The 21,019-nt window shown below is 64.2% G+C and carries 20 protein-coding genes; 18 read left to right on the forward strand and 2 right to left on the reverse strand.

Translation table 11 applies throughout. The features are described from left to right. Positions 1-3: 3 nt before the first annotated feature. The gene (locus ACE3OA_RS00870) at positions 4-1,488 is read left to right on the forward strand and encodes an SRPBCC family protein (protein ID WP_374306800.1); all 1,485 of its coding nucleotides are present in this window, start codon (positions 4-6) and stop codon (positions 1,486-1,488) included. Positions 1,489-1,559: 71 nt separating this feature from the next. Here ACE3OA_RS00870 and ACE3OA_RS00875 read toward each other — a convergent pair whose 3' ends face one another. After that, complete coding sequence (locus tag ACE3OA_RS00875; RefSeq protein WP_374306802.1) at positions 1,560-3,008, reverse strand: APC family permease; 1,449 nt, start codon at positions 3,006-3,008, stop codon at positions 1,560-1,562. Between the two features lie 303 nt (positions 3,009-3,311). On the opposite strand from ACE3OA_RS00875, the gene ACE3OA_RS00880 reads away from it, so the two are divergent. The 10 genes from ACE3OA_RS00880 (at position 3,312) to ACE3OA_RS00925 (ending at position 13,611) form a co-directional block, all read left to right on the forward strand. After that, positions 3,312-3,947 (forward strand): MarR family winged helix-turn-helix transcriptional regulator, encoded by a 636-nt coding sequence (locus ACE3OA_RS00880; RefSeq protein ID WP_374306804.1) that lies wholly within the window; start codon positions 3,312-3,314, stop codon positions 3,945-3,947. Positions 3,948-4,038: 91 nt separating this feature from the next. Continuing rightward, positions 4,039-5,496: an aldehyde dehydrogenase gene (locus ACE3OA_RS00885; protein WP_374306806.1), complete on the forward strand. Its 1,458-nt coding sequence runs from the start codon at positions 4,039-4,041 to the stop codon at positions 5,494-5,496. Further along, positions 5,493-6,392, forward strand: a complete 900-nt coding sequence (locus ACE3OA_RS00890) for a hypothetical protein (protein WP_374306808.1) — start codon at positions 5,493-5,495, stop codon at positions 6,390-6,392. Before ACE3OA_RS00885 ends, ACE3OA_RS00890 begins: the two co-directional genes overlap by 4 nt. A gap of 39 nt (positions 6,393-6,431) precedes the next feature. Further along, the gene (locus ACE3OA_RS00895) at positions 6,432-7,286 is read left to right on the forward strand and encodes a fumarylacetoacetate hydrolase family protein (protein WP_374306810.1); all 855 of its coding nucleotides are present in this window, start codon (positions 6,432-6,434) and stop codon (positions 7,284-7,286) included. Between the two features lie 13 nt (positions 7,287-7,299). Beyond that, positions 7,300-8,100 carry an acetoacetate decarboxylase family protein gene (locus ACE3OA_RS00900; RefSeq protein ID WP_374306812.1) on the forward strand — a complete coding sequence of 267 codons (801 nt, stop codon included), beginning with the start codon at positions 7,300-7,302 and terminating at the stop codon, positions 8,098-8,100. A 45-nt stretch (positions 8,101-8,145) separates the two neighbouring features. Further along, positions 8,146-9,408 (forward strand): cytochrome P450, encoded by a 1,263-nt coding sequence (locus ACE3OA_RS00905; protein ID WP_374306814.1) that lies wholly within the window; start codon positions 8,146-8,148, stop codon positions 9,406-9,408. Between the two features lie 46 nt (positions 9,409-9,454). After that, the gene (locus tag ACE3OA_RS00910; RefSeq protein WP_374306816.1) at positions 9,455-10,744 is read left to right on the forward strand and encodes a hypothetical protein; all 1,290 of its coding nucleotides are present in this window, start codon (positions 9,455-9,457) and stop codon (positions 10,742-10,744) included. A 21-nt stretch (positions 10,745-10,765) separates the two neighbouring features. Further along, positions 10,766-11,083, forward strand: coding sequence for a 2Fe-2S iron-sulfur cluster-binding protein (locus ACE3OA_RS00915; protein ID WP_374306818.1), 318 nt, complete (start codon positions 10,766-10,768; stop codon positions 11,081-11,083). Positions 11,084-11,093: 10 nt separating this feature from the next. Continuing rightward, positions 11,094-12,311, forward strand: coding sequence for an NAD(P)/FAD-dependent oxidoreductase (locus ACE3OA_RS00920; protein WP_374306820.1), 1,218 nt, complete (start codon positions 11,094-11,096; stop codon positions 12,309-12,311). 109 nt (positions 12,312-12,420) lie between these two features. Continuing rightward, positions 12,421-13,611, forward strand: coding sequence for a benzoate/H(+) symporter BenE family transporter (locus tag ACE3OA_RS00925; protein ID WP_374306822.1), 1,191 nt, complete (start codon positions 12,421-12,423; stop codon positions 13,609-13,611). 3 nt (positions 13,612-13,614) lie between these two features. Here the strand turns inward: ACE3OA_RS00925 and ACE3OA_RS00930 are convergent, their stop codons facing one another. Beyond that, entirely contained in the window at positions 13,615-13,860 is a 246-nt protein-coding gene (locus ACE3OA_RS00930) for a ParB N-terminal domain-containing protein (RefSeq protein ID WP_374306824.1), read from the reverse strand. A gap of 406 nt (positions 13,861-14,266) precedes the next feature. On the opposite strand from ACE3OA_RS00930, the gene ACE3OA_RS00935 reads away from it, so the two are divergent. From ACE3OA_RS00935 to ACE3OA_RS00965, 7 genes are all read left to right on the forward strand, one after another. After that, a complete protein-coding gene (locus ACE3OA_RS00935) occupies positions 14,267-15,046 on the forward strand; it encodes an EF-hand domain-containing protein (protein WP_374306826.1) in 780 nt (259 codons plus the stop codon). 210 nt (positions 15,047-15,256) lie between these two features. Continuing rightward, positions 15,257-15,976, forward strand: a complete 720-nt coding sequence (locus tag ACE3OA_RS00940; protein ID WP_374306828.1) for a response regulator — start codon at positions 15,257-15,259, stop codon at positions 15,974-15,976. A gap of 3 nt (positions 15,977-15,979) precedes the next feature. After that, a complete protein-coding gene (locus ACE3OA_RS00945; RefSeq protein ID WP_374306830.1) occupies positions 15,980-17,380 on the forward strand; it encodes an ATP-binding protein in 1,401 nt (466 codons plus the stop codon). Positions 17,381-17,443: 63 nt separating this feature from the next. Next, complete coding sequence (locus tag ACE3OA_RS00950) at positions 17,444-18,238, forward strand: DUF2182 domain-containing protein (RefSeq protein WP_374306832.1); 795 nt, start codon at positions 17,444-17,446, stop codon at positions 18,236-18,238. A 28-nt stretch (positions 18,239-18,266) separates the two neighbouring features. Beyond that, positions 18,267-18,875: a DUF1326 domain-containing protein gene (locus ACE3OA_RS00955; protein WP_374306834.1), complete on the forward strand. Its 609-nt coding sequence runs from the start codon at positions 18,267-18,269 to the stop codon at positions 18,873-18,875. Between the two features lie 22 nt (positions 18,876-18,897). Beyond that, the gene (locus tag ACE3OA_RS00960; RefSeq protein ID WP_374306836.1) at positions 18,898-20,583 is read left to right on the forward strand and encodes an acyl-CoA synthetase; all 1,686 of its coding nucleotides are present in this window, start codon (positions 18,898-18,900) and stop codon (positions 20,581-20,583) included. A gap of 55 nt (positions 20,584-20,638) precedes the next feature. Further along, entirely contained in the window at positions 20,639-21,013 is a 375-nt protein-coding gene (locus ACE3OA_RS00965; protein ID WP_374306838.1) for a VOC family protein, read from the forward strand. Positions 21,014-21,019: the final 6 nt, after the last annotated feature.

Here is a 21,019-nt window from a genome sequence, read left to right on the forward strand (position 1 = left end):
GATATGACCGTCCGCCTCATGCGCAGCGCGGTGATCGATGCTCCCGCTGCCGATGTCTGGCATCTGCTGCGCGATTTCAACGGGCATGACAAATGGCACCCGGCGGTGGCCAGCAGCCAGATTGAAGCGGGCGAACCCGGCGATCTTGTTGGCGGCATCCGCGCCTTCCGCCTGCAGGATGGCGGATACTTGCGCGAACAGCTGCTTTCGCTCTCCGACCGCGACATGGCGTTCAGCTATTGCCTGCTTGAAGCACCCATGCCGCTCAACGACTATGTGGCGCATCTGCGACTGCGGCCGGTGACAGATGGCAATCGCTGCCTTATCACCTGGGAATCGCATTTCGAGCCGCCGCCGGCTCAGGCGCAATCACTGACGCAACTTGTCGCCACCGCCATCTATGAGGCTGGCATCACCGCCCTGCAGGCGCATTTCGGCGGCGCGCGGCCAAGGATGCCCCAGGCGATTCACGTCCCGCCGGTTCGTCCGATCGCCCCGTCTTCGCCCCCCGTTGGATCGGCCGCAGCTCTCCGCACGCGAGGCATCATGGTGCGCGCCTATGGTGGGCCGGAGGTGCTGGAGCCCGTCGAGATCGACGTGCCGCCGCCCGCCGCCGGCGAGATCCGCCTGCGCCACGACGCCATCGGCGTCAATTTCCTCGACCTCCATTGCCGCGCCGGCGACTTTCCGATGCTGGCCTTGCCTGGCGTGCCGGGCGTCGAAGGGGCGGGTGTCATCACGGAAATCGGCGCGGGTGTCACGGATCTGCGGCCTGGCAAGCGCGTGGTCTATGCTGGCATGCCGCTTGGCGCCTATGCCGGCCATCGCCTGTTGCCGGCGGAGATCGCCATCCCGCTGCCGGACGATATTGACGCGCCGGTTGCGGCCGCAACTTTCCTGAAAGGGTTGATGGCCGACGCGCTGCTCCATGACGTCCATCCCTTGCGCAGCGGCGAGCGTATCTTCATCCGTGCCGCCGCCGGCGGTGTCGGCATGATCCTCGCCCAGATGGCGCGGGCCGCCGGTGCCCATGTCATCGGCGCGGTCTCCAGTACCGACAAGGTGGCGGCAGCACGGGAAGCCGGCTGCCACGAAATCGTCGTAACGCGCGGGGATGATGGAATGCGCGACCTTTGCCAGACCATCGACGCGGTCTTCGACGGTATCGGCCGCGACACTTATGAGGAGTCGCTCACACTCCTCGCCCCGCGTGGCCATCTCATCGTCTATGGACAGAGCTCCGGCCCGCTGGGGCCGCGCAATCTCGACGCCCTGGCCGACAATGCGCTGACCCTGTCGCGCCCCAACCTTGCCCATTACATGGCAAGCCGCCGCGAGATCGAAGAGCGCGCCCGGCGCCTGTTCGATTTCATCCGGCGCGGCGTGATCGCACCGCGGATAACGACCTTCACGCTGGCGGATGCCGCCGCGGCGCATCGGCAATTGGCAACCGGCGCCAATATCGGCTCGATCGTGCTGGTGCCCTGAACCGGGCCGCCCGCCCAAAAGAAAAAGGGGCGGAACAGCCGACGGCCGTTCCGCCCCTTGTCGAGGGTTGCTTACTTGTCCTGATGCGCGCCGAGCTGTGCAAACCGGGCGCTGCCCGATTGCTTCATCTGGAAGGCGACCAGCGCCCCCAGCACGCCGGCGATCGGCACCAGGACGGGGAGGCCGATGGCCAATGCCGGCGAGGCACCGGTCAGCACGTCGAAATGCGTCACCACCTGATAGGCGATGACGGCGAGCGCCACGCCGGACAGCAGGGGCATCAGCATCGTCTTGAAGGCGGAACCACCCAGCTGCGGCTGGCGGCGAAAGAAGACGATCACCGCGAAGGACACGATCGCCATCAGGGTGATAACGCTGAGTGTCGCAAGGTTGGTGAGCCAGGCGAAGAGGCCCAGCACCGGATCCTGCGCCGTCACGATGAAGATGGCGAGGATGACGACGCCCAGCACGGTCTGAAGGACCGAGCCGATATGCGGGCTCTGATGCTCGTTATGCGTCTTCCCCAGATGCGCCGGCAGCAGGCCCTCGCGGCCCAGCACATAGAAGTAACGGGCGGCGGCATTGTGGAAGGCCAGGAGTGCTGCAAACACGCTGGAGATCAGCAGCAGGCTGATGACCGCGGTGAGCCACGACCCGACATATTGGTCGGAAAGCACGAAGATGAAGGTGGTCGGGTCGGCGAGGCCGCCCAGCGTTTCCATCAGCTTGCTCGACCCCGTGCCGATCACCATGCACCAGGTGGTGAAGGCATAGAAGATGCCGATGACGAGCACGGACAGATAGGTGGCCCGCGGCACGGTGCGTTCCGGATCGCGCGCTTCCTCGCTGTAGATCGTGGTCGCCTCGAACCCCATGAAGGCCGCAAAGCAGAGCAGCATGCCAATGATCGGCTCGCCGGTCATGAAGGCCGACGGGGTAAAGCTGACGGTCGAGACGCCTTCCGGTCCGCCATTTCCGAGGATGGCGAAATCGAGCAGCACGACGATCAGGTATTCGGCCGCCACGAGGATGGCGAGGATCTTGGCCGACAGGTCGATCTTCAGATAGCCGAAGATGCCGACCAGCGCCCACGATGCCAGCGCCCATACCCACCAGGGCTGGTCGATGGCGCCGCCGGACATGCCGGCGACCGTACCGGCCGCCACCGCGCCGAACAGGCCATAAAGCCCGACCTGCATGGCGTTGTAGGCCAGCACCGCGATGTAGGCGGCGGCACCGCCGGCGACACCGCCGAGGCCCCGCGCCGTGAAGGCATAGAAGGAACCGGCATTGGAGATGTGCTGCGCCATGGTGGTGTAGCCGACCGAGAAGACCAGCAGGATCGCCATGACGATGAGCACGGCCAACGGGACACCGACACCGTTGCCGAGCAGCATGGCGATCGGATAGCCGCCGGCCACAGCCGTCAGGGGTGCTGCGGCGGATACGACGAAGAAGGTAACGGCGGCAACGCCTAGCGCGTTACGTCGCAACCTGTCGGTGGATGTGATGTCGGTCATTCTTCCCCTCCTGTGACGCTGGCGGGACCGAACGATCTCGTGCCCACCGCAACCCCGTTTTTGTCGGCCGATGCAGCATTCGCCGCAGGGCACACTGGACCGTTTCCGCCTGAGAGTTCTCAGGCGCGACGGTCTTCGTTATTCATTCGATGTCGAACGATAACGCGAATGAAAATCCGTGGCAAGAGATCAAGATGGAAAATTGTCGCGGGCCGATTGGCCTATTATGAGCGGCGATGGACGATGCTATAAGAATGCCCGCCCGACACCCCAAACCTGACCATCTGATCGGAGTTCAGCGCTTTGACCAAAGACCGACGACCTGCCACCCGCGCTGCTGCGCCCGCGAAGGCTGCCGTGGAAACGCCGTCGAAATCATCGCTTGCCGCTGCTGCGCTGCGGAAGCCGAGTGGAAAGCCGCTGAAGAAGCCCCAGAAAAAGCCATTGGCCGAAGTATTGGGCGAGAAACGCGTTGCGGGCCTGCGCATCAATCTCGATTCGATGGCTCTGGTTTCCAACATCCACCGCGCCTCCGGCTTTATCCGCGATCATTTCGAGCGCGCGGTGCTGCAGGAGGCCGATTTACATTGGTCCGCCTTCGTCACCATGTGGTGCCTGTGGATCTATGGCGAGCTGGAAACAAGGCGACTGGCGGCCGAAGCGGGGGTCGCCAAGAGCACGCTTTCCAGCATTCTCAACATGCTGGAGGGACGCAAGCTGGTGCGCCGGCGCACCAACGAGCTGGAGCGGCGCCTCGTCATCGTCAACCTTACGGCTACGGGGGCCGAGCTGATCAGCAGCCTCTTCCCCAAATTCAATGCGGAGGAAACGCGCATCGTCGCGCGCCTTTCCCCTAAGCAGATGCAGGCGGCGACCGATGCCATCCGCCTCATTCTCGCCACCATCGCCGACCTCGACGGCATCGCCGAATCCGAATAAGCGACGATCGGTCGCGGCTCCTGCTTGACTCGGCGAGAGTGCTTCGCATAATTATTCGACGTCGAACGATTTATGCGGGAGCGGCAGTGGCATGAAGGCGCTGGTCGAAGGGGTTGAGGTTGACGTTCGCCACTGGATCGACGGCAAGCGCGTCGGCAGTGCCGCCTCCTTTGCCAGCATTTCGCCGATCGACGAGCAGAATATCGCCGACATGTCGGCGGGGGGCGAAAGTGAGATCGACCAGGCTGTGACGGCCGCACAGGCGGCGTTTCAAAACTGGAAGAAAACCAGCCCCGCCGAACGCGCTGCCTATCTCCACAAAATCGCCGACATTGTCGAAGCCCGCGTCGAGCAGCTGGCGGTGGTGGAAACCCGCGACAATGGCTCGCTGCTGCGCTCGCACCGCCGGGGCGTGATGCCGCGCGTCGCCATGAATTTCCGCTTCTTTGCCGATTGGCTGACGCAGCTCGAGCACCCCGATTTCGACGTGCGCGGCCATCGCAACCATATTTCCTATGATCCCAGCGGTGTGGCCGGCATCATCACGCCGTGGAACGCGCCCTTGATGTTGGGCACCTGGCGCATCGCCCCGGCCTTGGCCGCCGGTTGCACCGTCGTCTACAAACCGCCGGAATGGGCGCCGCTCACGGCCTCGCTCCTGGCCGACATCACTGCCGAGGCAGGTCTCCCGGCCGGTGTTTTCAACGTGGTGCAGGGTATCGGTCGCGAGGCCGGTGCCGCTCTTTCGCGCCATCCGAAGGTGCGGCGCTTGAGCTTTACCGGCTCGGTGCCGACGGCCCGCACGATTGCCGCCGCCGCTGCCCCCAATCTGGTGCCACTCTCCTTTGAGCTTGGCGGCAAGTCGCCCTTCATCGTCTTTGCCGATTGCGACTTCGACCTTGCCGTCAACACGGCCATCGGCCAATACGACAATGCGGGGCAGGTCTGCCTGGCCGGCACGCGCATCCTGGTGGAGGAGAGCATCCGCGACAAGTTCCAGGAAGCCTTCATCGCCAAGGCAAGGAATATCCGCCAGGGCGACCCCCGCGACGAGGCCAGCGACATCGGCCCGCAGATCAGCCGGACGCATTTCGACCGCGTCAGTGGCTTCGTCGAGCGGGCCAAGGCTGCCGGCATGAAGCCCGTGATCGGCGGTGGCCCAAATACGGATCTGGGCGGTCTCTATTTCCGCCCGACCCTCTTTGCCGATCCGACGCCGGGTTCCGAAATCCTGCGCGACGAAGTGTTCGGGCCGGTGCTCTGCCTGCAATCCTTCAAGGACGAGGCGCAAGCCATCGCCATGGCCAACGACACCGAATATGGCCTTGCCGCCGTGGTGATGACCGGCGACCCCGCCCGTGCCGAACGCATTACCGGGGCGGTGAATGCGGGCCTCGTCTGGAACAATTGCTTCTTCGTGCGCGATCTCAGGCAGGCTTTCGGCGGCAATGGCAAGTCCGGCATCGGCCGCGAGGGCGGCAGCTGGTCGTTCGATTTCTATTGCGACGTCAAGAACAGCGTATATGCGCCGAATGGCTGGAGGAAATGATGGGTGAAGTCGTCGGTTGCGGGCTCCTCGCCCATGTTCCCACCGTCATGCTGCCGGAGCATATCCGCCACGAGCTCAACAACGGCAGTGATTTCACCGTCGTCGAAGGCTTTCATCGCCTGAAGCACGAAGTGCTGGAGAAGCTCGATTACGACACCGTCGTCGTGCTCGATTCGCATTGGTTCACCACGGTCGAATTCGTCATCACCAGCGAAGCGCGGCGCAAGGGCAAATACACCTCCGACGAATTGCCGCGCGGCATGAGCCAGGTGCCCTACGATCTTCCAGGCGACCCGGCCTTCGCCGAACTGGTGGCGAGCAAGGCCAAGAAGCACGGCACCTGGATCACGCCGATCGCCGATCCGTGCCTCCCCATCCAGTATGCCACCGTCAACGTGGCGGCCTATCTGCAGAAGGGCAGCGAATCCTGGCTCTCCATGAGCTGCGCCCAGACCGGCGAGACCGAGGATTTCCTGCGGGTGGGTCGCGCCCTCGGCGAGGCCATCGCGGAAAGCGGCAAGAAGGTTCTGCTGCTGGCGTCCGGCGCCATGAGCCACAAATTCTGGCCGCTGCAGAAGCTGCGGGCACATGAGGCGGCCGGGGTCGAGCATATCTTCAGCCCGGAACATTCGGCGGCCGATCTGGAGCGGATCGAATGGTTCAAGGCCGGCAACCATGCCGCTGTCATCAAGACCATGCCGGAATTCCTGAAATTCAAGCCGGAAGCCAATTTCGGCCATTATCTGATGATGGCGGCGGCCCTGGGCGAGGAGAAGCTCAGCGCGCCCGGCCGTCTCTTCAGCAATTACGAAAATTCGATCGGCACCGGTCAGGTGCATATCTGGTTCGACCGGCCGCGGGATGGCTGGACCGGCAAGGCCAAGGCAGCGGAATAAGACTGCCCGCCGACAAAGCAAGAGAATTGGGAGGTTGATGTGACCGAATACCGACGCATTCTGCTGGGCGGCGCTGTCGTCGAGACCGAGCGCCAGGGCGAAGAACTGGTGGCGCGCGATGGCCGCCGCGTCGCCATCAAGGACGCCATTCATTTGCCGCCCGTCCAGCCCGGCAAGATCATTGCCGTGCATTTGAACCATGTCAGCCGCGTTCACGAATTCCAGATCAAGCTCTCGGCCACACCGACCTATTTCCAGAAGCCCACCTCGGCGCTCAATTCGCATCTCGGCGAGATCGTGCGGCCCAAGGGCTGCAAATGGCTGAATTATGAGGGCGAGGTCGCCATCGTCATCGGCAAGCGCGCCCGCAACATCTCCCAAGCCGAGGCCGGCGCCTATATCGCCGGCTATACGGTCGCCAACGATTTCGGCCTCCATGATTTCCGCGACACCGATGCCGGCTCCATGCTGCGCGTCAAGGGCAGCGACACGCTCTGCCCGCTGGGGCCGGGCTTCGTCACCGGCTGGGATTTCCACAACAAGTACCTGCGCACCTATGTCAACGGCGTGCTCAAGCAGGACGGCAACACCGCCGAGATGACCTGGGACATGCATTATCTGGTGGCTGACATCGCCCGCAACATCACGCTTGAGCCGGGCGACGTGCTCCTCTCCGGGACGCCGGCCAATTCGCGCCCCGTGCAGCCGGGCGATCTGGTCGAGGTCGAAGTCGAAGGCTTAGGGAGGCTCTCCAACCGCGTGGTCGAAGGGCCGGAACCGATCCGCAGCGATGTCGGCGCGCAGCCGACCGAATCCGAGGAAGTGCTCTCCACGGCCTTGGGCGGCGATTGGGAATTCCGCGGCATCCGCGCCCCGAAGAAACCCGGCCAGTAAGGAGGGCGCCGCCATGACCGAGCCCAAAGGCTTCTTCTATCCGCGCAGCCAGAGCGGCCAGTCGAGCCTGCTGCCGCCGCCGCCCTGGCATTATGCCGGCGATCTCCTCACCGTCGAATACCGCACCGACCCCAAGCTCATCGCCGACATCCTGCCGACACCGCTGACGCTGGCGGCCGAAGATCCCGGCGCCGTGGCGCTCATCTGGGCCGATTGGCAATCCTGCGGCGGCGACAGGCAAGAGATGCTCGATCCCGTGCGCGCGCAGTATAAGGAGGCCTTCGCCGTCGTGCGCTGCACCTTCGAAGGCCGCACATATTCGCGCTGCATCTATATCTGGGTCGACAAGGATTTCGCCATGCTGCGCGGCATCCACCAGGGTTATCCGAAGAAGTTCGGCTCGATCCATATGACGCGGCCGCATCCCTTCGCCCCGGCGCCGCAGGTGGCGGCCGGTGGCACGTTCGGCGCGACACTCGCTGCCGCCGACCGGCGCCTCGCCGAAGCCGTCATCACCCTGACCGGCCCCGCCGAGAAGAACGGCTTCGTCAACGGCCATCCGATGGCCCATCACCGCTGGCTGCCCGCCATCGACGGAAAGGGTGACGCCCATGCGGAGCTCATCGAATCGACCGGCGCCAAGTTCGAGGGCGGCCAGCCATTCGCGGCCCGTGTCGATCATTTCGCCCTGTTCGACTCGCCCACCGAAGAGCTGGCGCATCTGAAGCCCAAGGAAATCATCGGCGGCTATTACCGGCAGATCGGGGTCGTCTGGAATGGCGGCAAGTCGCTGGTGCCGAAGATCGGCGCCTGACAGCCCACCCGCCTCACGCAGCTATCGCAACGCAAGGGTTCCGCCATGACGAGTTTCAATCCTTCCGATGACGGCCATGCCGATCTTTCGGCCCACGACACCTTCCTCTCCGGCGCGCCGCACAACACCTTCGCGCGCCTCCGCCGCGAGGATCCGCTGGCCTGGAGCGAGATGAAGGGTGGCAAGGGTTTCTGGTCGCTGACGCGCCATGCCGACATTCTTGACCTCAACAAGAACTACGAATTGCTGAGTTCGGCCCGCGGCATCCGCATGGAAGACCAGACCTATGAGGAATATCTGGCCCGCCGCACCTTCCAGGAAACCGATCCACCCGAACATTCACGCACCCGCGTGCTGGTGGCCAAAGCCTTCTCGAAGCCGGTCGTGGCGCAGTTCGACCAGCAGATCCGCAGCATCTGCGACCAGATTCTCGACAGCGTGCTGGAACGCGGCAGCTTCGATGCCACCAAGGACATCGCCCGCCAATTGCCGATGCGCATGCTGGGCCAGATCCTCGGCACGCCGGACGAGGATCTCGACTGGTTGGTGGAGAAGGGCGACCAGCTCATCGCCAACACCGATCCGGAATTCACCAGCCTCGTGCTCGACAAGGCCGATACGGAGGCCTATCGGCTGATGCCTTTCCGCTCGCCGGCAGGTGCCGACCTCTACGAATATGCCAAGAAGCTGATGCGCGACAAGCAGGCCCGTGGCGACACCAATGGCGTGCTGCATCTCATCCTGCAGCCCGACGCCCAGGGCAACGTCATTTCGGAAGCCGAGTTCCGCAACTTCTTCTGCCTGCTGGTGGCCGCCGGCAACGATACGACGCGCTATTCCATCGCCGCTTCGCTCTTTGCCTTGGCCAACCGGCCGCAGCTGATGGACCAGCTCCGCGCCGGCGAAAACAATGTATGGGAGACGGCGCCGGACGAATTCATCCGCTGGGCCTCGCCGACCATGCATTTCCGCCGCACGGCGACGCGCGATTTCGAGCTCCACGGCAAGCAGGTGCGCGAGGGCGACAAGGTCATCTTCTGGTTCGTCTCTGGCAATCGCGACGAAACCGTCTTCGACGATCCTTTTGAGCTTGACCTGTTGCGCGCGCCCAACCGGCATGTATCCTTCGGCCAGGGCGGGCCGCATGTCTGCCTCGGCATGTGGCTGGCAAGGCTCGAGGTCCGCATCCTGCTGCAGGAAATGGTCAAGCGCGTGAAGTCGATCGAACAGACCGGTCCGCATGAATTCCTGCGCTCAAACTTCATCGGCGGTATCAAGCGTCTGCCGGTGCGTATCCAAGCGATTTAAGAAACGAAACGACCAACCAACAAACGTCTAGTCTGGGAGATAACAAATGGCGAGCGGCGAGAGGCTTCGGCTTCTGTTTTGCGATCATCTCAATCTGGCGCGCGGCAAATACCTGCCGGCGGCCAAGATGGGCGACGGCTCGTCGCGTTTCTGCCTCGGCGTTTATGCGGTCAGCTACGCCAAGGATCTCATCCCGGCGCCGGGCTCGAAGATGCTGGAGGGCCTGCCCGATTACGATGCCGTCTACAAGGCGGCCGATATTCGTGCCGGTTGGGAGCCGAACACCAAGGTCGTCATTGCCGATCAATACGACAATGACGGCACGCCGCTGCCGCTCTGCGGTCGTGGTGCCCTGAAGCGCGCCATCGCCGATTGGCAGAAACTGGGCTTCTCGCCCAAGGTCGGGCTGGAGCTCGAGGCCTATGCCTTCGTGCGCAATGCGGAGGGGAAATGGGTCCCCTATGACACGCCCGGCGCCTTCGTCTACTCGACCGGCCCCTTTACCGATCCGCAGGGCTTCACCAACGCGATCTGGGAAAAAGCGACCGCCGCCGGCTTCCGCATCGACTGCTTCACCTCGGAATATGATTCGCCGCAATTCGAATTCACGCTGACCTATGACGAGGCGCTGAGGGCCGTCGACGACGTCTTCCTCTTCCGGCTCCTCGCGCGTGAAGTGGCGTGGCAGCACGGTGTCCTTCTCACCTTCATGCCCAAGCCCATCCTGAACCTTGCCGGCAGCGGCCTGCACGTGAATTTCAGCTTCAACGACGAGAACGGCCGCAATGCCATCGGCGATGCGACCGATCCCGCCAAGATGCCGGCGCTGACGCGCGGCTGCATCGCGGGGCTGATGCATCACCATGCCGGCATGGCCGGGCTCATCGCCCCCAGCGTGAACTCCTACGACCGGTTGAAGCCGGCGAGCCTTTCCGGCTTCTGGCGCAATTGGGGTGTCGATCATCGTGGCGTCACCACGCGCCTCTCTGCCGAAGGCGGCGCCAAGTCGCGCATCGAACATCGCATGGCCGACGGCATGGCCAATCCCTATACGATGGTGGCGACGATCCTGCAGGCGGCGAGGCTCGGTTTCGTCAACAATTATGCCCTGGCCCCCTCGGAAACCAGCGATTGCCTGGGCTCCCAGAATGCCAAGGATGGCGTCTCGGAAAACCTGACCGGCGCCCTCAACGCCCTGGTGGCCGACGAGGCCCTGGTCAAGGCGGTCGGTCAGGGATTGGTGGATAACCATGTCTTTGTGAAGCATCATGAGGTCGAGCGCGTTGCGGGGCTCGAAGGCGATGCCTTGCGCGACTATTATATCAACTTCATCTAGGCAGCGATTGGGGAAGGCAGTATGCCGAAAGTCACCTGGATCCTCGGCGACGGGCGCGAAATCAGCGCGCAAGTCGCCATCGGCCACAATCTGATGGAAGCGGCCGTGGCCAACAATGTGCCCGATGTCATCGGCGAATGCGGCGGCTGCCTCTCCTGCGCCACCTGCCATGTCTATGTCGATCCGGCCTGGGAAGCCAAGACCGGAAAGCCCGGCGAAATGGAAAACGACATGCTGGAAATCACGACGGCCGAACGCAAGAGCAACAGCCGCCTCTCCTGCCAGATCGTCGCCAGCGAAGAACTCGACGGCCTGGTCCTGCACGTGCCGCATCTCTGAGCAGCAGGGCATGAGCGATCCCATCGTTCTGGTCGGGGCCGGGCAGGCCAGCGCATCCTGCGCCGCCAAGCTCCGCGCCCTCGGCTATGATGGTCCGCTTGTGGTCCTCGGCGACGAGCCGGCGGCTCCCTATCAGCGGCCGCCGCTCTCCAAGAAATACGTCTCGGGCGAACTGGCGCTTGAACGGCTCTTCCTGCGCCCGCTCTCCTGGTATGACGAGCAGAAGATCGAGCTCCGCCTCGGTCAGCGAGCCACCGCTTTGCATCCGGATCGGCATGAACTGGTGCTGGGCGACGGCTCGACGCTCCGTTATGCCCAAATGCTGCTTGCCACCGGTTCACGCCCCCGGCGATTACCACCTGAGATCGGCGGCGGCCTGGCCGGCGTCTTCACGGTGCGTAACCTTGCCGATGCCGATGCCATCGCGCCGGCCTTGAAGGCGGGCGCGCGGCTGCTCGTCATCGGCGGCGGCTATATCGGCCTTGAAGCCGCGGCGGTGGCTGCGCTCAAGGGCCTCGACGTCACGGTCATCGAGATGGCCGACCGCATCCTCCAGCGCGTGGCGGCGGCACCCACTTCCGACTTCTTCCGGGCGCTCCATCAGGCGCATGGGGTCAAGATCCGCGAAGCGACCGGCCTTGCCGAACTCATTGGTGAAAAAGGCCGCCTCACCGGCGCCAGGCTGAAGGACGGAACGGTGCTTCCCGCCGACCTTGCCATCGTCGGCATCGGCATCCTGCCCAATGACGATCTGGCGAAGGAGGCGGGGCTTGCCGTCGATGGCGGCATCCTGGTCGACGGACAATGCCGCACCAATGCGCCCGACGTGTTTGCGGCCGGCGACTGTGCGAACTTCATGTGGCGCGGAATGCGCACGCGGCTCGAATCCGTTCAGAACGCCATCGACCAGGCTGAGCACGTAGCCAGTATCATCATGGGCGGGGCCACCGATTACGACCCGAAGCCCTGGTTCTGGTCCGATCAATATGACGTCAAGCTGCAGATTGCCGGCCTCAATCGCGGCTATGACAGCACGGTGGTGCGCCCCGGCAAGCGTCCTGGTACGCAATCGGTCTGGTACTTCCGGGGGGCGCAGCTGCTCGCCGTTGACGCGATGAACGACGCTCTGGCCTATGCGTTCGGCAAGAAGGCGATCGAAGCCGGCAGATCTCCCGACCCCAAAGCACTGGCCGATCCCAATTCCGACCTCAAATCCGTGCTCGCTTAGATAGCCCCTCTCCCCAGAAGGGTGAGGGGACGATCTCCAGACACCTTTACGAACCGGCCTGAATTTCGCATTGTCGCCGCTATCGACGATTTGAAAGCGACTCAAGGCGATGGATACGCAACCCACGGGTGCCACGGGGCACGGCTTCTCGGCGCAGGCCTTTTCGGCAGGACTTCTTGCGGCCTTCGTCGGCTTTGCCTCTTCCTTTGCCGTGATCATCCAGGGCCTCACCGCCGTGGGCGCCAGCCAGCAGGAGGCGGCTTCGGGGCTGATGGCGCTTTCCATTGCCATGGGGCTTTGCGGCATCCTGCTCAGCTTCAAGACACGCCAGCCGATCAGCATCGCCTGGTCGACACCCGGTGCGGCACTCCTCGCCTCGACCGCGGCCCCCGAAGGCGGCTTTGCCGTCGCGGTCGGCGCTTTTCTGGTCTCCAGCCTGCTCATCATCATCGCCGGGTTGTGGAAGCCCTTGGGCCGTGCCGTGGCCGCGATCCCGGCGCCGCTCGCCAATGCCATGCTGGCGGGCGTCCTCCTGCATCTCTGTCTGGCGCCGGTTGAGGCCGTGGCGGATTCGCCGGTCTTGGGTTTGGCCATCGTCCTAACCTGGGCTCTGGTCGCGAAATGGCGGCGGCTCCTCGCCGTGCCCGCTGCCGTCATCGTCACCGTGATCATCATCGCGCTCACCGTCGACGTGTCGCATCTCGATGTTACGGCGCTGTGGCCGCAGCCGATCTGGGTGATGCCGCAATTCACGCCGGCAGCGGTCGTCGGCATCGCCTTGCCGCTCTTCATCGTCACCATGGCTTCGCAGAACATTCCCGGCATCGCCGTCCTCAACGTCAACGGCTACCGTCCGGATCCCGGTCCTCTCTTCAGCGTGACCGGTCTCTTCAGTCTCCTTGCCGCCCCCTTCGGCGGCCATGCGGTCAATCTGGCCGCCATCACCGCGGCCCTTTGCGCCGGCCACGACGCGCACCCGGATCCGGCGCGGCGCTATTGGGCGGCGGCGGCCTCAGGCGCGTTCTATGTCCTGTTCGGCCTCGCGGCCGGTGCCGCCACCGCCTTCATCAGCGCCGCACCGCCGATCCTCATCCAGGCGGTGGCGGGCCTCGCTTTGCTGGGCGCACTCGGTTCGGCGATGCTCGGCGCCGTCGCGGAGGCGAAGGACCGCGAGGCGGCGATCATCACCTTTATCGTCACGGCGTCCGGTTTCAGCTTCTTCGGCATCAGCGGCGCCTTCTGGGGTCTGCTGGCCGGCGGTGCCGTCTATGCGCTGACCCATTGGCGGGTGCAGCGCTAGGCCTCAGTGCTTGCGGGCCTGGACCAGATTGGCAATGACCGTGGCCTCGCCCAGCGCCTTGCACGCCTCCATGCGGTGGAGACCGCTCACCAGCACGAAGCGTTCCTTGTCGGCCCTGACCAGGATCGGCACTTGTTGCCCTTGCTCGGCGATGCTCAGCGCCAATTCCTCGACCTTGGCCGCATCGACCGGCACGCGCAGGGCGGCCGGCACATAGATGTCGGCGATCTTGACCTTGACGGGCTTCATTCTTGCCTGGCTCCTGCAATTCGTTTTGGTCCCATGGACCGCTTGCACCATATCGCCAAGCAGGCCCGGAAACAAAACGTCATGAAATCACGTCGCGCGGGTCCGGCCGCCATTTGTCGTTTGATGTCTTTTTTCGCCCCCAGACACATCCAGACATGATGTCAGGGCACATGCGCGCGCAAAAGCATGCGACTGCCGGGCTCCGATTCCAATGAACGCAATTCCTTAGCGCCGATTATATTTTTTTGTTTCTCCAGCGCCTGGAAATGCCCGCTAACATATTGAAATAATGGTGGCATATTTCCTGCGACAAGCGCGGGCGGATGGCGGCGGGTGGCGTTGCGCGGTGCCCGGGACCGGGTCACGAAACATGCCGGCATCCTTAACCCGAACGGAGGAGTACTCCATGATCTCAACCAGCTACAGCACAGCGGGGCCAAGTTCGGCCGCGCTGAGCCAGATGCGCCAACAGATGTTCGCCAAGCTCGATGCCAACGAAGATAGCGGCGTCGACAAAGCGGAATTCCTGAGCGGGGCGGGTGTCAGTACAAGCGACACCGGCTCCTCGAAGGAATCGCTGGCGACGCAGCTGTTCAACAGCTTCGACAGCGATAGCGACGGCAAACTGACGCAGGACGAACTGGAAAGTGGTTTCCAGAAGTTGAGCGATCAGATGCGCGCGACGCTGATCCAGCAGCAAGAGGCGTCGCGGCCACAACCGCCGTCGCCTGAGCAGATGCTTGCCAAGCTCGACAGCAACGCTGACGGCGGCGTCGATGAAGCCGAATTCATCGCCGGCGCCCCGCAGGATGGTCGCGGTCCCAGCGAATCCGACTTGAAGGAGATGTTTGCCACCTTCGATACGGACAGCGACGGCGCGCTCACCGCCGAGGAACTGGACAGCGGCTTCAAGAACAGCCGTCCGTCCGGTCCCCCGCCAGGTGGCGGTGTCGCCGGGGGGCCGCCTCCGGGTGGCGGTGCCGGTGGTCCGCCGCCGTCATCCGCGTCCTCTACCTCCGCGACGGAGGAAGATGACGAGGACACCCTGCTGGAAATGCTGCAGAAGCGGCTCGAGGAGAGCCAGACGTCCGCGAATGCGAAAAAGGACGATCTGGCCAGCATCCTCAGCAGCTTCCTCAAGCTGCAGGAAACCCAGGTCAGCCAGACTTATTCGGCGACGGCCTGAGGCTTCTTGGTCAACGCCGTCGGCAGCTTTGCTGGCGGCGGGGCTCCGCCGTCGCGTCGGTGGCGGAGCCCTCCTTTCTCCAGGCATTCTCTTGCTCTTGCCCGCGACGACAATCCGCGTCATGACAGACTCACTTACGGTGCCACTCTTCATTCAGGTCCAAATTTCATGCTCGCCATGCCGGCAAGATCCGCCCCGAAGCCCAGCCAATTGCCCCATCTCCTGATCGTCGACGACGATCGCGAACATCGCCTGCTGCTTGGGCGCCTGTTCGGCGATCACGGCTTTCGCGTTTCCCTGGCGCCGGATGGCGGCACCATGCTGAAGATGCTGGATGCGACGCCGCCTGATCTCGTGATCCTCGACCTCATGCTGCCGGACGAGGACGGGCTCTCGCTCTGTCGCCGTATCCGCGCCGAATCCGACCTGCCCATCATCATGCTGAGTGCGCTGGGGCGGGGACCGCACAAGCTCGCCGGCTTTGACATGGGTGCCGACGACTATATCGCCAAGCCCTTTGAGTCGGCTGAACTGGTGGCACGCACCCGGGCCGTTTTGCGCCGCGCCCGCCGCGGCGGCGATGCGCTGCCGGCGGGCCGCAAGGGCGTCAAGCGTGTCTATCGCTTCGAGGGTTGGCGGGTCGATGCCGCCAAGCGCGAGGTGCTGTCGCCGGACAATGTGCTCATCACCCTAACCTCGGGCGAGATCGATCTGCTGCTGGCCTTTGTCGAACATGCCCAGAGCGTGCTCACCCGCGATCATCTGGTCGAACTGACGCGCCATCGCGGCAGCGACGGCAGTGACCGCAGCGTTGATATCCTGGTCAGCCGCATCCGCCGCAAGATCGAACGCAATCCGCGCGCGCCCCGTTTCATCAAGACCGTGCGCAGCGGCGGCTATCTGTTCGCTCCGGCCGTGACGCTCGAATAAGCCATGGCCTGGTGGCGGTTTGCAGGCAGGTTACGGCCGGCCAAATTGTGGCCGGACCGCATCGCCACGCGCATCGCCCTCATGATGATCGCGGCGATGCTGCTGACGCAATGCGTCGGCTATCTGCTTTTCCTGGGTGATCGCAACGGCTGGTGGCCGCAATCGGATCTCGATGCCGCCATCCTGCGCCTACGGGGACCTGTCGAACTAGCCTTGCGCACGCCGCCGGCCGAACGCCGTGCGGTGCTGCGCGCCATCAGCAGCTTCCGGCTCGACGCCAGAGCCACTTTTGATCCGCATGAGTCGATCGCACAGATCCCGCCCATCGAGCGGTTGCGCGATCATATCCTGCGCGCCATGCCGCTTCTCGTTGACCAAGTCCTGGTCGAAGCAAAATTGCCCACACGCACGCCCGGCCCGCCGCCTTTCGGTTTTCCGCAGGATCTCGGCCAGCCGGTGACCTTGTGGCTGCGCCTCAGCGACGGGTCGTGGCTCACCGCCACCCTGCCGCTCGGCGACTTGCTGCCGCCGCCCTTGTTCCGTCCCTGGATGCCTTGGACGGTAGCCTTCCTGGCCATCATCGCCATCTCCCTGCTGGCGGCGCGCGGCATCTCCCGCTCGCTGCGGCGTCTCGCTGGCGCGGCGGAGCAGCTCGGCATCAATATCGGCTCGGTGCCGCTGGCCGAAGCCGGACCGCGCGAAATCCGCTCGGTGACGCGCGCCTTCAACCGCATGCAGGCGCGCCTCCAGCGCTTCGTCGCCGATCGCACGCAGATGCTGGCGGCGATCTCGCACGATCTGCGCACGCCGCTCTCACGCTTGCGCCTCCGGACCGAAAATCTGCCGCCCAGCGCCGACAGCGCCAAGATCCTCGCTGATCTCGATCTGATGGACCGCATGATCGCCGCCACCCTGTCCTTCGCACGCGACGATGTGGCTGGCGAACAGCGGGTGAAGGTCGATCTTGCTTCCCTGGTCCACGCCGTCTGTGACGAAATCGTCGATGCCGGCGGGGTGGCGACTTGTCAGGGGCCCGACTTCCTGGCCATTGACGCGGCTCCGCTTTCGCTCATGCGCGCTGCCACCAATGTGATCGAGAATGCGGTGAAATACGGGTTCGAAGCGCATGTCCGCATCGTTGAAACGACGTCGGGCATCGACATCGCGGTGGCCGATGCCGGACCCGGCATTCCGGTGGCCGAGCACGAGCGGGTCTTCGAGCCCTTCTATCGCCTCGACGCCGCGCGCTCGCCAGATGCCATGGGCAGCAGCACCGGGGGCACCGGCCTGGGTCTTGCCATCGCGCGCCATGTCCTGCGCGCCCATGGCGGCGACGTGAGCTTGCGCAATGCCGAAGCGGGCGGTCTTGTCGTGACACTCCATCTGCCGCGGGCCGGGATCTAGCAATCTTCTGCTGCAATGCGGTGCCCTTTCCACACGCGGTCATTTCGTGCTTTTCTGGCGCCCATGAGTCTCGACCGATCGCAACGCCTCCCGGCGCCCAAGACATCCGCCCTTGCCGGCCAATGGCCCATGCTCGGCTGGCTGGTTCTCTATCTGCTCATCGGCGGTGCGTGGCTCAGTCTGGTGTCGATGGCGGCCGAACCGCAGGCCGATTTCTTCGGCACGCTGCTGGCGCGCTGCCTCGCCCCGGCCAATGCCACCGGCCTGCCGACGCTCATGCTGCTCTGGGCGCTGATGTCGCTCGGCATGATGCTGCCGACCTCGCTTCCCACCCTGCGGCGCTTCGGCGATCTCGTCCGCCAGGGCGGAACGGGACGACCCAGCGCCCGCTTCCTAGCCTTCCTGCTCGCCTATGCCGCGATCTGGCTCGGCTTCTCAATCGCCGCGGCCTTGCTGCAAGTGCTGCTCGCACGGGCGCTGCCACCGGCAGGGCAGCCGATTGTCGCCGTCCTCATCCTGGCTGGCGCCGGCCTCTACCAGTTCAGCCGCCTCAAGCATGCCTGCCTCACGCGCTGCCGGCATCCGATGACCTTCTTCATGGTCAATTGGCGCGACGGGTTGCGGGGTGCAGCCGTGATGGGCCTGAAGCATGGGCGCGATTGCCTCGGCTGCTGCTGGGCCCCGATGCTGCTCTCGCTCATCGGCGGTGCCATGAACCTTGCCTGGATGGGTCTGGGCATGATCCTGATGACGCTTGAAAAACTTGCTGGCACCGGACGCTTCGTCACCGTACCTTTGGGCCTGGTCCTGATCGCGGCCGCGGGGTTTGCCCTCGGGCATCTCTGGTTCGCGGCCTGATCCAAAAAATTCGGGGAGGATATCGAAAATGGAAAAATGGGCGCTCAAGGGTGAGCTGATCCTCAATTGTAGCTGCACGGTGTTCTGTCCTTGCGTCGTCTCGCTCGGCAAGCATCCGCCGACCGAGGGCCAGTGCCAGGGCTGGGCCGGCATCCGCATCGACCAGGGTCATAGCGGCGAAACGGATCTTTCCGGCCTCAACGTCGCCCTTCTGCTCGACATCCCCGGCAATATGGCGCGGGGCAATTGGACCGCTGCCGCCTATATCGACGAGCGCGCATCCGATGCCGCCTATGAAAGGCTCGTCAAGATCTTCAGCGGCAAGGCACGCGGCACCACCGGCCTCTTCTCCATCCTGGTCAGCACCTTCCTCGGCGCCGAGCGCGCACCGGTGAGCTTCGAGCGCGAGGGCGAAAAGCGCCGCCTCGTCGTGCCGAAGAAGATCATCGGCGAGGTCGAGCCCATCGGCGGCAAGGACCCCGGTTCCCATGTCGTCATCAGCAACACCGAATATTGGATGGGGCCCGACATCACCGTCGCCAAGGCAAACCAAGGTCGCGTGCGCGCCTTCGGCCGCGTCTGGGATTTCGATGGCCGCAGCGCCGAGATCTGCGAGATCGACTGGCGCGGGCCCTGACGGCTAGGCGGAAAGAAGCGCCATGACTGCCATCCATAATGAACCGGGCCACGATGACCCTGGCCATGATGAACCGGGCCATGATGACCCTGGACTGCAGCGCAATCCGGCCAATTTCGTGCCCCTCTCGCCCTTGTCCTTCCTGGCGCGGGCGGCGGATGTCTTCCCCGAGCGTCCCGCCATCATCTATGGCGCGCGCCGCTACAATTGGCGCGACGTGCGTGACCGGGCGCTGCGCTTGGCTTCCGCCCTTGCCGGCCATGGTGTCATGCCCGGCGATGTCGTCGCCATGGTGGCCGCCAACACGCCGGAATTGTTCGAGGCGCATTTCGGCGTGCCCCTTTCGGGTGCCATCCTCAACACGATCAACACGCGGCTCGATGTCGATACGGTCGCCTATATCCTCGACCATGGCGGCGCCAAGGTCCTGCTGACCGACACCGAATTCGCGCCCATGGTGCGCGCGGCACTGGCGCGGATGACCGGTGCCAGACCGCTGGTGATCGACATTGTCGATGGTTCGGCCAAGGGCGGCCAGAACCCGGACGATCGGTTGAGCGCCAAGACCTATGACGACTTCATCGCGGCCGGTGATCCGGATTATCTCTGGCATCTGCCCCAGGATGAATGGCAATCGCTCTCGCTCAATTACACCTCGGGCACCAGCGGCCGGCCCAAGGGTGTGCTCTATCACCATCGCGGCGCCTATCTGATGAGCATGGGCACCGTCGTCGGCTGGGGCCACACCTCCCACCCGACTTATCTCTACACCGTGCCGATGTTCCATTGTAACGGCTGGGGCCATGCCTGGACCCTGGCGTTGGTGGCCGGCACTGCCGTGCTCTGCCGCTATGTGGGGGCAAAGGCCATCTTCGACGCCATCGCCGATCATGGCATCACGCATCTGGGTGGGGCCCCCGTGGTGCTGGGCATGCTGGTCAATGCGCCCGCAGATGAACGCCGGCCGCTGCCGCATAAGGTCCAGGTGATGACCGCCGGCGCGCCGCCGCCCAGCGCGGTGCTGGCCAGGATGGCGGAACTGGGTTTCGAGGTGATGCAGGTCTATGGCCTTACCGAGACCTACGGCCATGTCGTGCATTGCGCCTGGCAGGCGGAATGGGACCAACTCCCCTTCGCCGAGCAGGCGGAAATGAAAGCGCGCCAGGGTGTCCGCTTTCCCATCACCGAGGGGCTCGAGCTGCGCGATCCGGAAACAGGCGCCACGCCGCCCGCCGACGGCCAGGCGATGGGCGAAATTCTGCTCCGCGGCAACACGGTCATGAAGGGCTATCACAAAGACAGGGCCGCCACCGAAAAGGCGTTCAAGGACGGCTTCTTCCATTCCGGCGACATCGCCGTGCGTCATCCCAACGGCTATGTCGAGATCAAGGATCGTTTGAAGGACGTCATCATCTCCGGCGGCGAGAATGTCTCCTCGATCGAGATCGAAAGCCGGCTCTTCAAGCATGCCGCCGTGTCGCTGGCCGCCGTCGTCGCCAAGCCCGACCCCAAATGGGGCGAGGTCCCATGCGCCTTCGTCGAACTGAAACCCGGCGCCGACGTCACTGAAGCCGAGCTGATCGCCTTCTGCCGCGAAGCCCTCGCCGGCTTCAAGACACCCAAGCGCGTGATCTTCGGCGAATTACCGAAGACTTCAACCGGCAAGATCCAGAAATTCCTCCTGCGCGAACAGGCAAAGGCATTGTAGGGCTTTACGCCCTGTCAAGAGATGCCATGTCTCGGAATGACATTTAGGAGCGTTCATGTTTGACCACGTCAAATTCGGCGTCAGCGACTATGCCGCGAGCAAAGCCTTCTTCCTCAAGGCCCTGGCGCCGCTTGGCCTGACCGTCCTCGGCGAGGGCGAGCCCAGCTACGGGGTCGAGCTTGGCGCCAAGGGTCCGACGACTTTGTGCCTGTTCGAGACCAAGGAGAAGCCAGCGCATCTTCACCTGGCCTTCATGGCCGAGAGCCGGCAGCAGGTCGACGCCTTTCACCGCGCTGGGCTGGAGGCCGGTGGCAAGGACAATGGCGCGCCGGGCCTGCGTCCGCATTACCACGCAAACTATTATGCAGCTTTCGTGATCGGCCCGGACGGACACAATATCGAAGTCGTGTGCCACGCGCCTGAGGACTGAGCGATC

Origin of the sequence: Dongia sp. (genome assembly GCF_041906375.1) — a bacterium.
Classification (GTDB): Bacteria; Pseudomonadota; Alphaproteobacteria; order Dongiales; family Dongiaceae; genus Dongia.

Coding starts and splice junctions, on each gene's coding strand:
- ACE3OA_RS00870 (WP_374306800.1), top strand. CDS start 4: ATGACCGTCCGCCTCATGCGCAGCGCGGTGATCGATGCTCCCGCTGCC.
- ACE3OA_RS00875 (WP_374306802.1), bottom strand. CDS start 3,008: ATGACCGACATCACATCCACCGACAGGTTGCGACGTAACGCGCTAGGC.
- ACE3OA_RS00885 (WP_374306806.1), top strand. CDS start 4,039: ATGAAGGCGCTGGTCGAAGGGGTTGAGGTTGACGTTCGCCACTGGATC.
- ACE3OA_RS00890 (WP_374306808.1), top strand. CDS start 5,493: ATGATGGGTGAAGTCGTCGGTTGCGGGCTCCTCGCCCATGTTCCCACC.
- ACE3OA_RS00900 (WP_374306812.1), top strand. CDS start 7,300: ATGACCGAGCCCAAAGGCTTCTTCTATCCGCGCAGCCAGAGCGGCCAG.
- ACE3OA_RS00905 (WP_374306814.1), top strand. CDS start 8,146: ATGACGAGTTTCAATCCTTCCGATGACGGCCATGCCGATCTTTCGGCC.
- ACE3OA_RS00910 (WP_374306816.1), top strand. CDS start 9,455: ATGGCGAGCGGCGAGAGGCTTCGGCTTCTGTTTTGCGATCATCTCAAT.
- ACE3OA_RS00915 (WP_374306818.1), top strand. CDS start 10,766: ATGCCGAAAGTCACCTGGATCCTCGGCGACGGGCGCGAAATCAGCGCG.
- ACE3OA_RS00920 (WP_374306820.1), top strand. CDS start 11,094: ATGAGCGATCCCATCGTTCTGGTCGGGGCCGGGCAGGCCAGCGCATCC.
- ACE3OA_RS00925 (WP_374306822.1), top strand. CDS start 12,421: ATGGATACGCAACCCACGGGTGCCACGGGGCACGGCTTCTCGGCGCAG.
- ACE3OA_RS00930 (WP_374306824.1), bottom strand. CDS start 13,860: ATGAAGCCCGTCAAGGTCAAGATCGCCGACATCTATGTGCCGGCCGCC.
- ACE3OA_RS00935 (WP_374306826.1), top strand. CDS start 14,267: ATGATCTCAACCAGCTACAGCACAGCGGGGCCAAGTTCGGCCGCGCTG.
- ACE3OA_RS00945 (WP_374306830.1), top strand. CDS start 15,980: ATGGCCTGGTGGCGGTTTGCAGGCAGGTTACGGCCGGCCAAATTGTGG.
- ACE3OA_RS00950 (WP_374306832.1), top strand. CDS start 17,444: ATGAGTCTCGACCGATCGCAACGCCTCCCGGCGCCCAAGACATCCGCC.
- ACE3OA_RS00955 (WP_374306834.1), top strand. CDS start 18,267: ATGGAAAAATGGGCGCTCAAGGGTGAGCTGATCCTCAATTGTAGCTGC.
- ACE3OA_RS00960 (WP_374306836.1), top strand. CDS start 18,898: ATGACTGCCATCCATAATGAACCGGGCCACGATGACCCTGGCCATGAT.
- ACE3OA_RS00965 (WP_374306838.1), top strand. CDS start 20,639: ATGTTTGACCACGTCAAATTCGGCGTCAGCGACTATGCCGCGAGCAAA.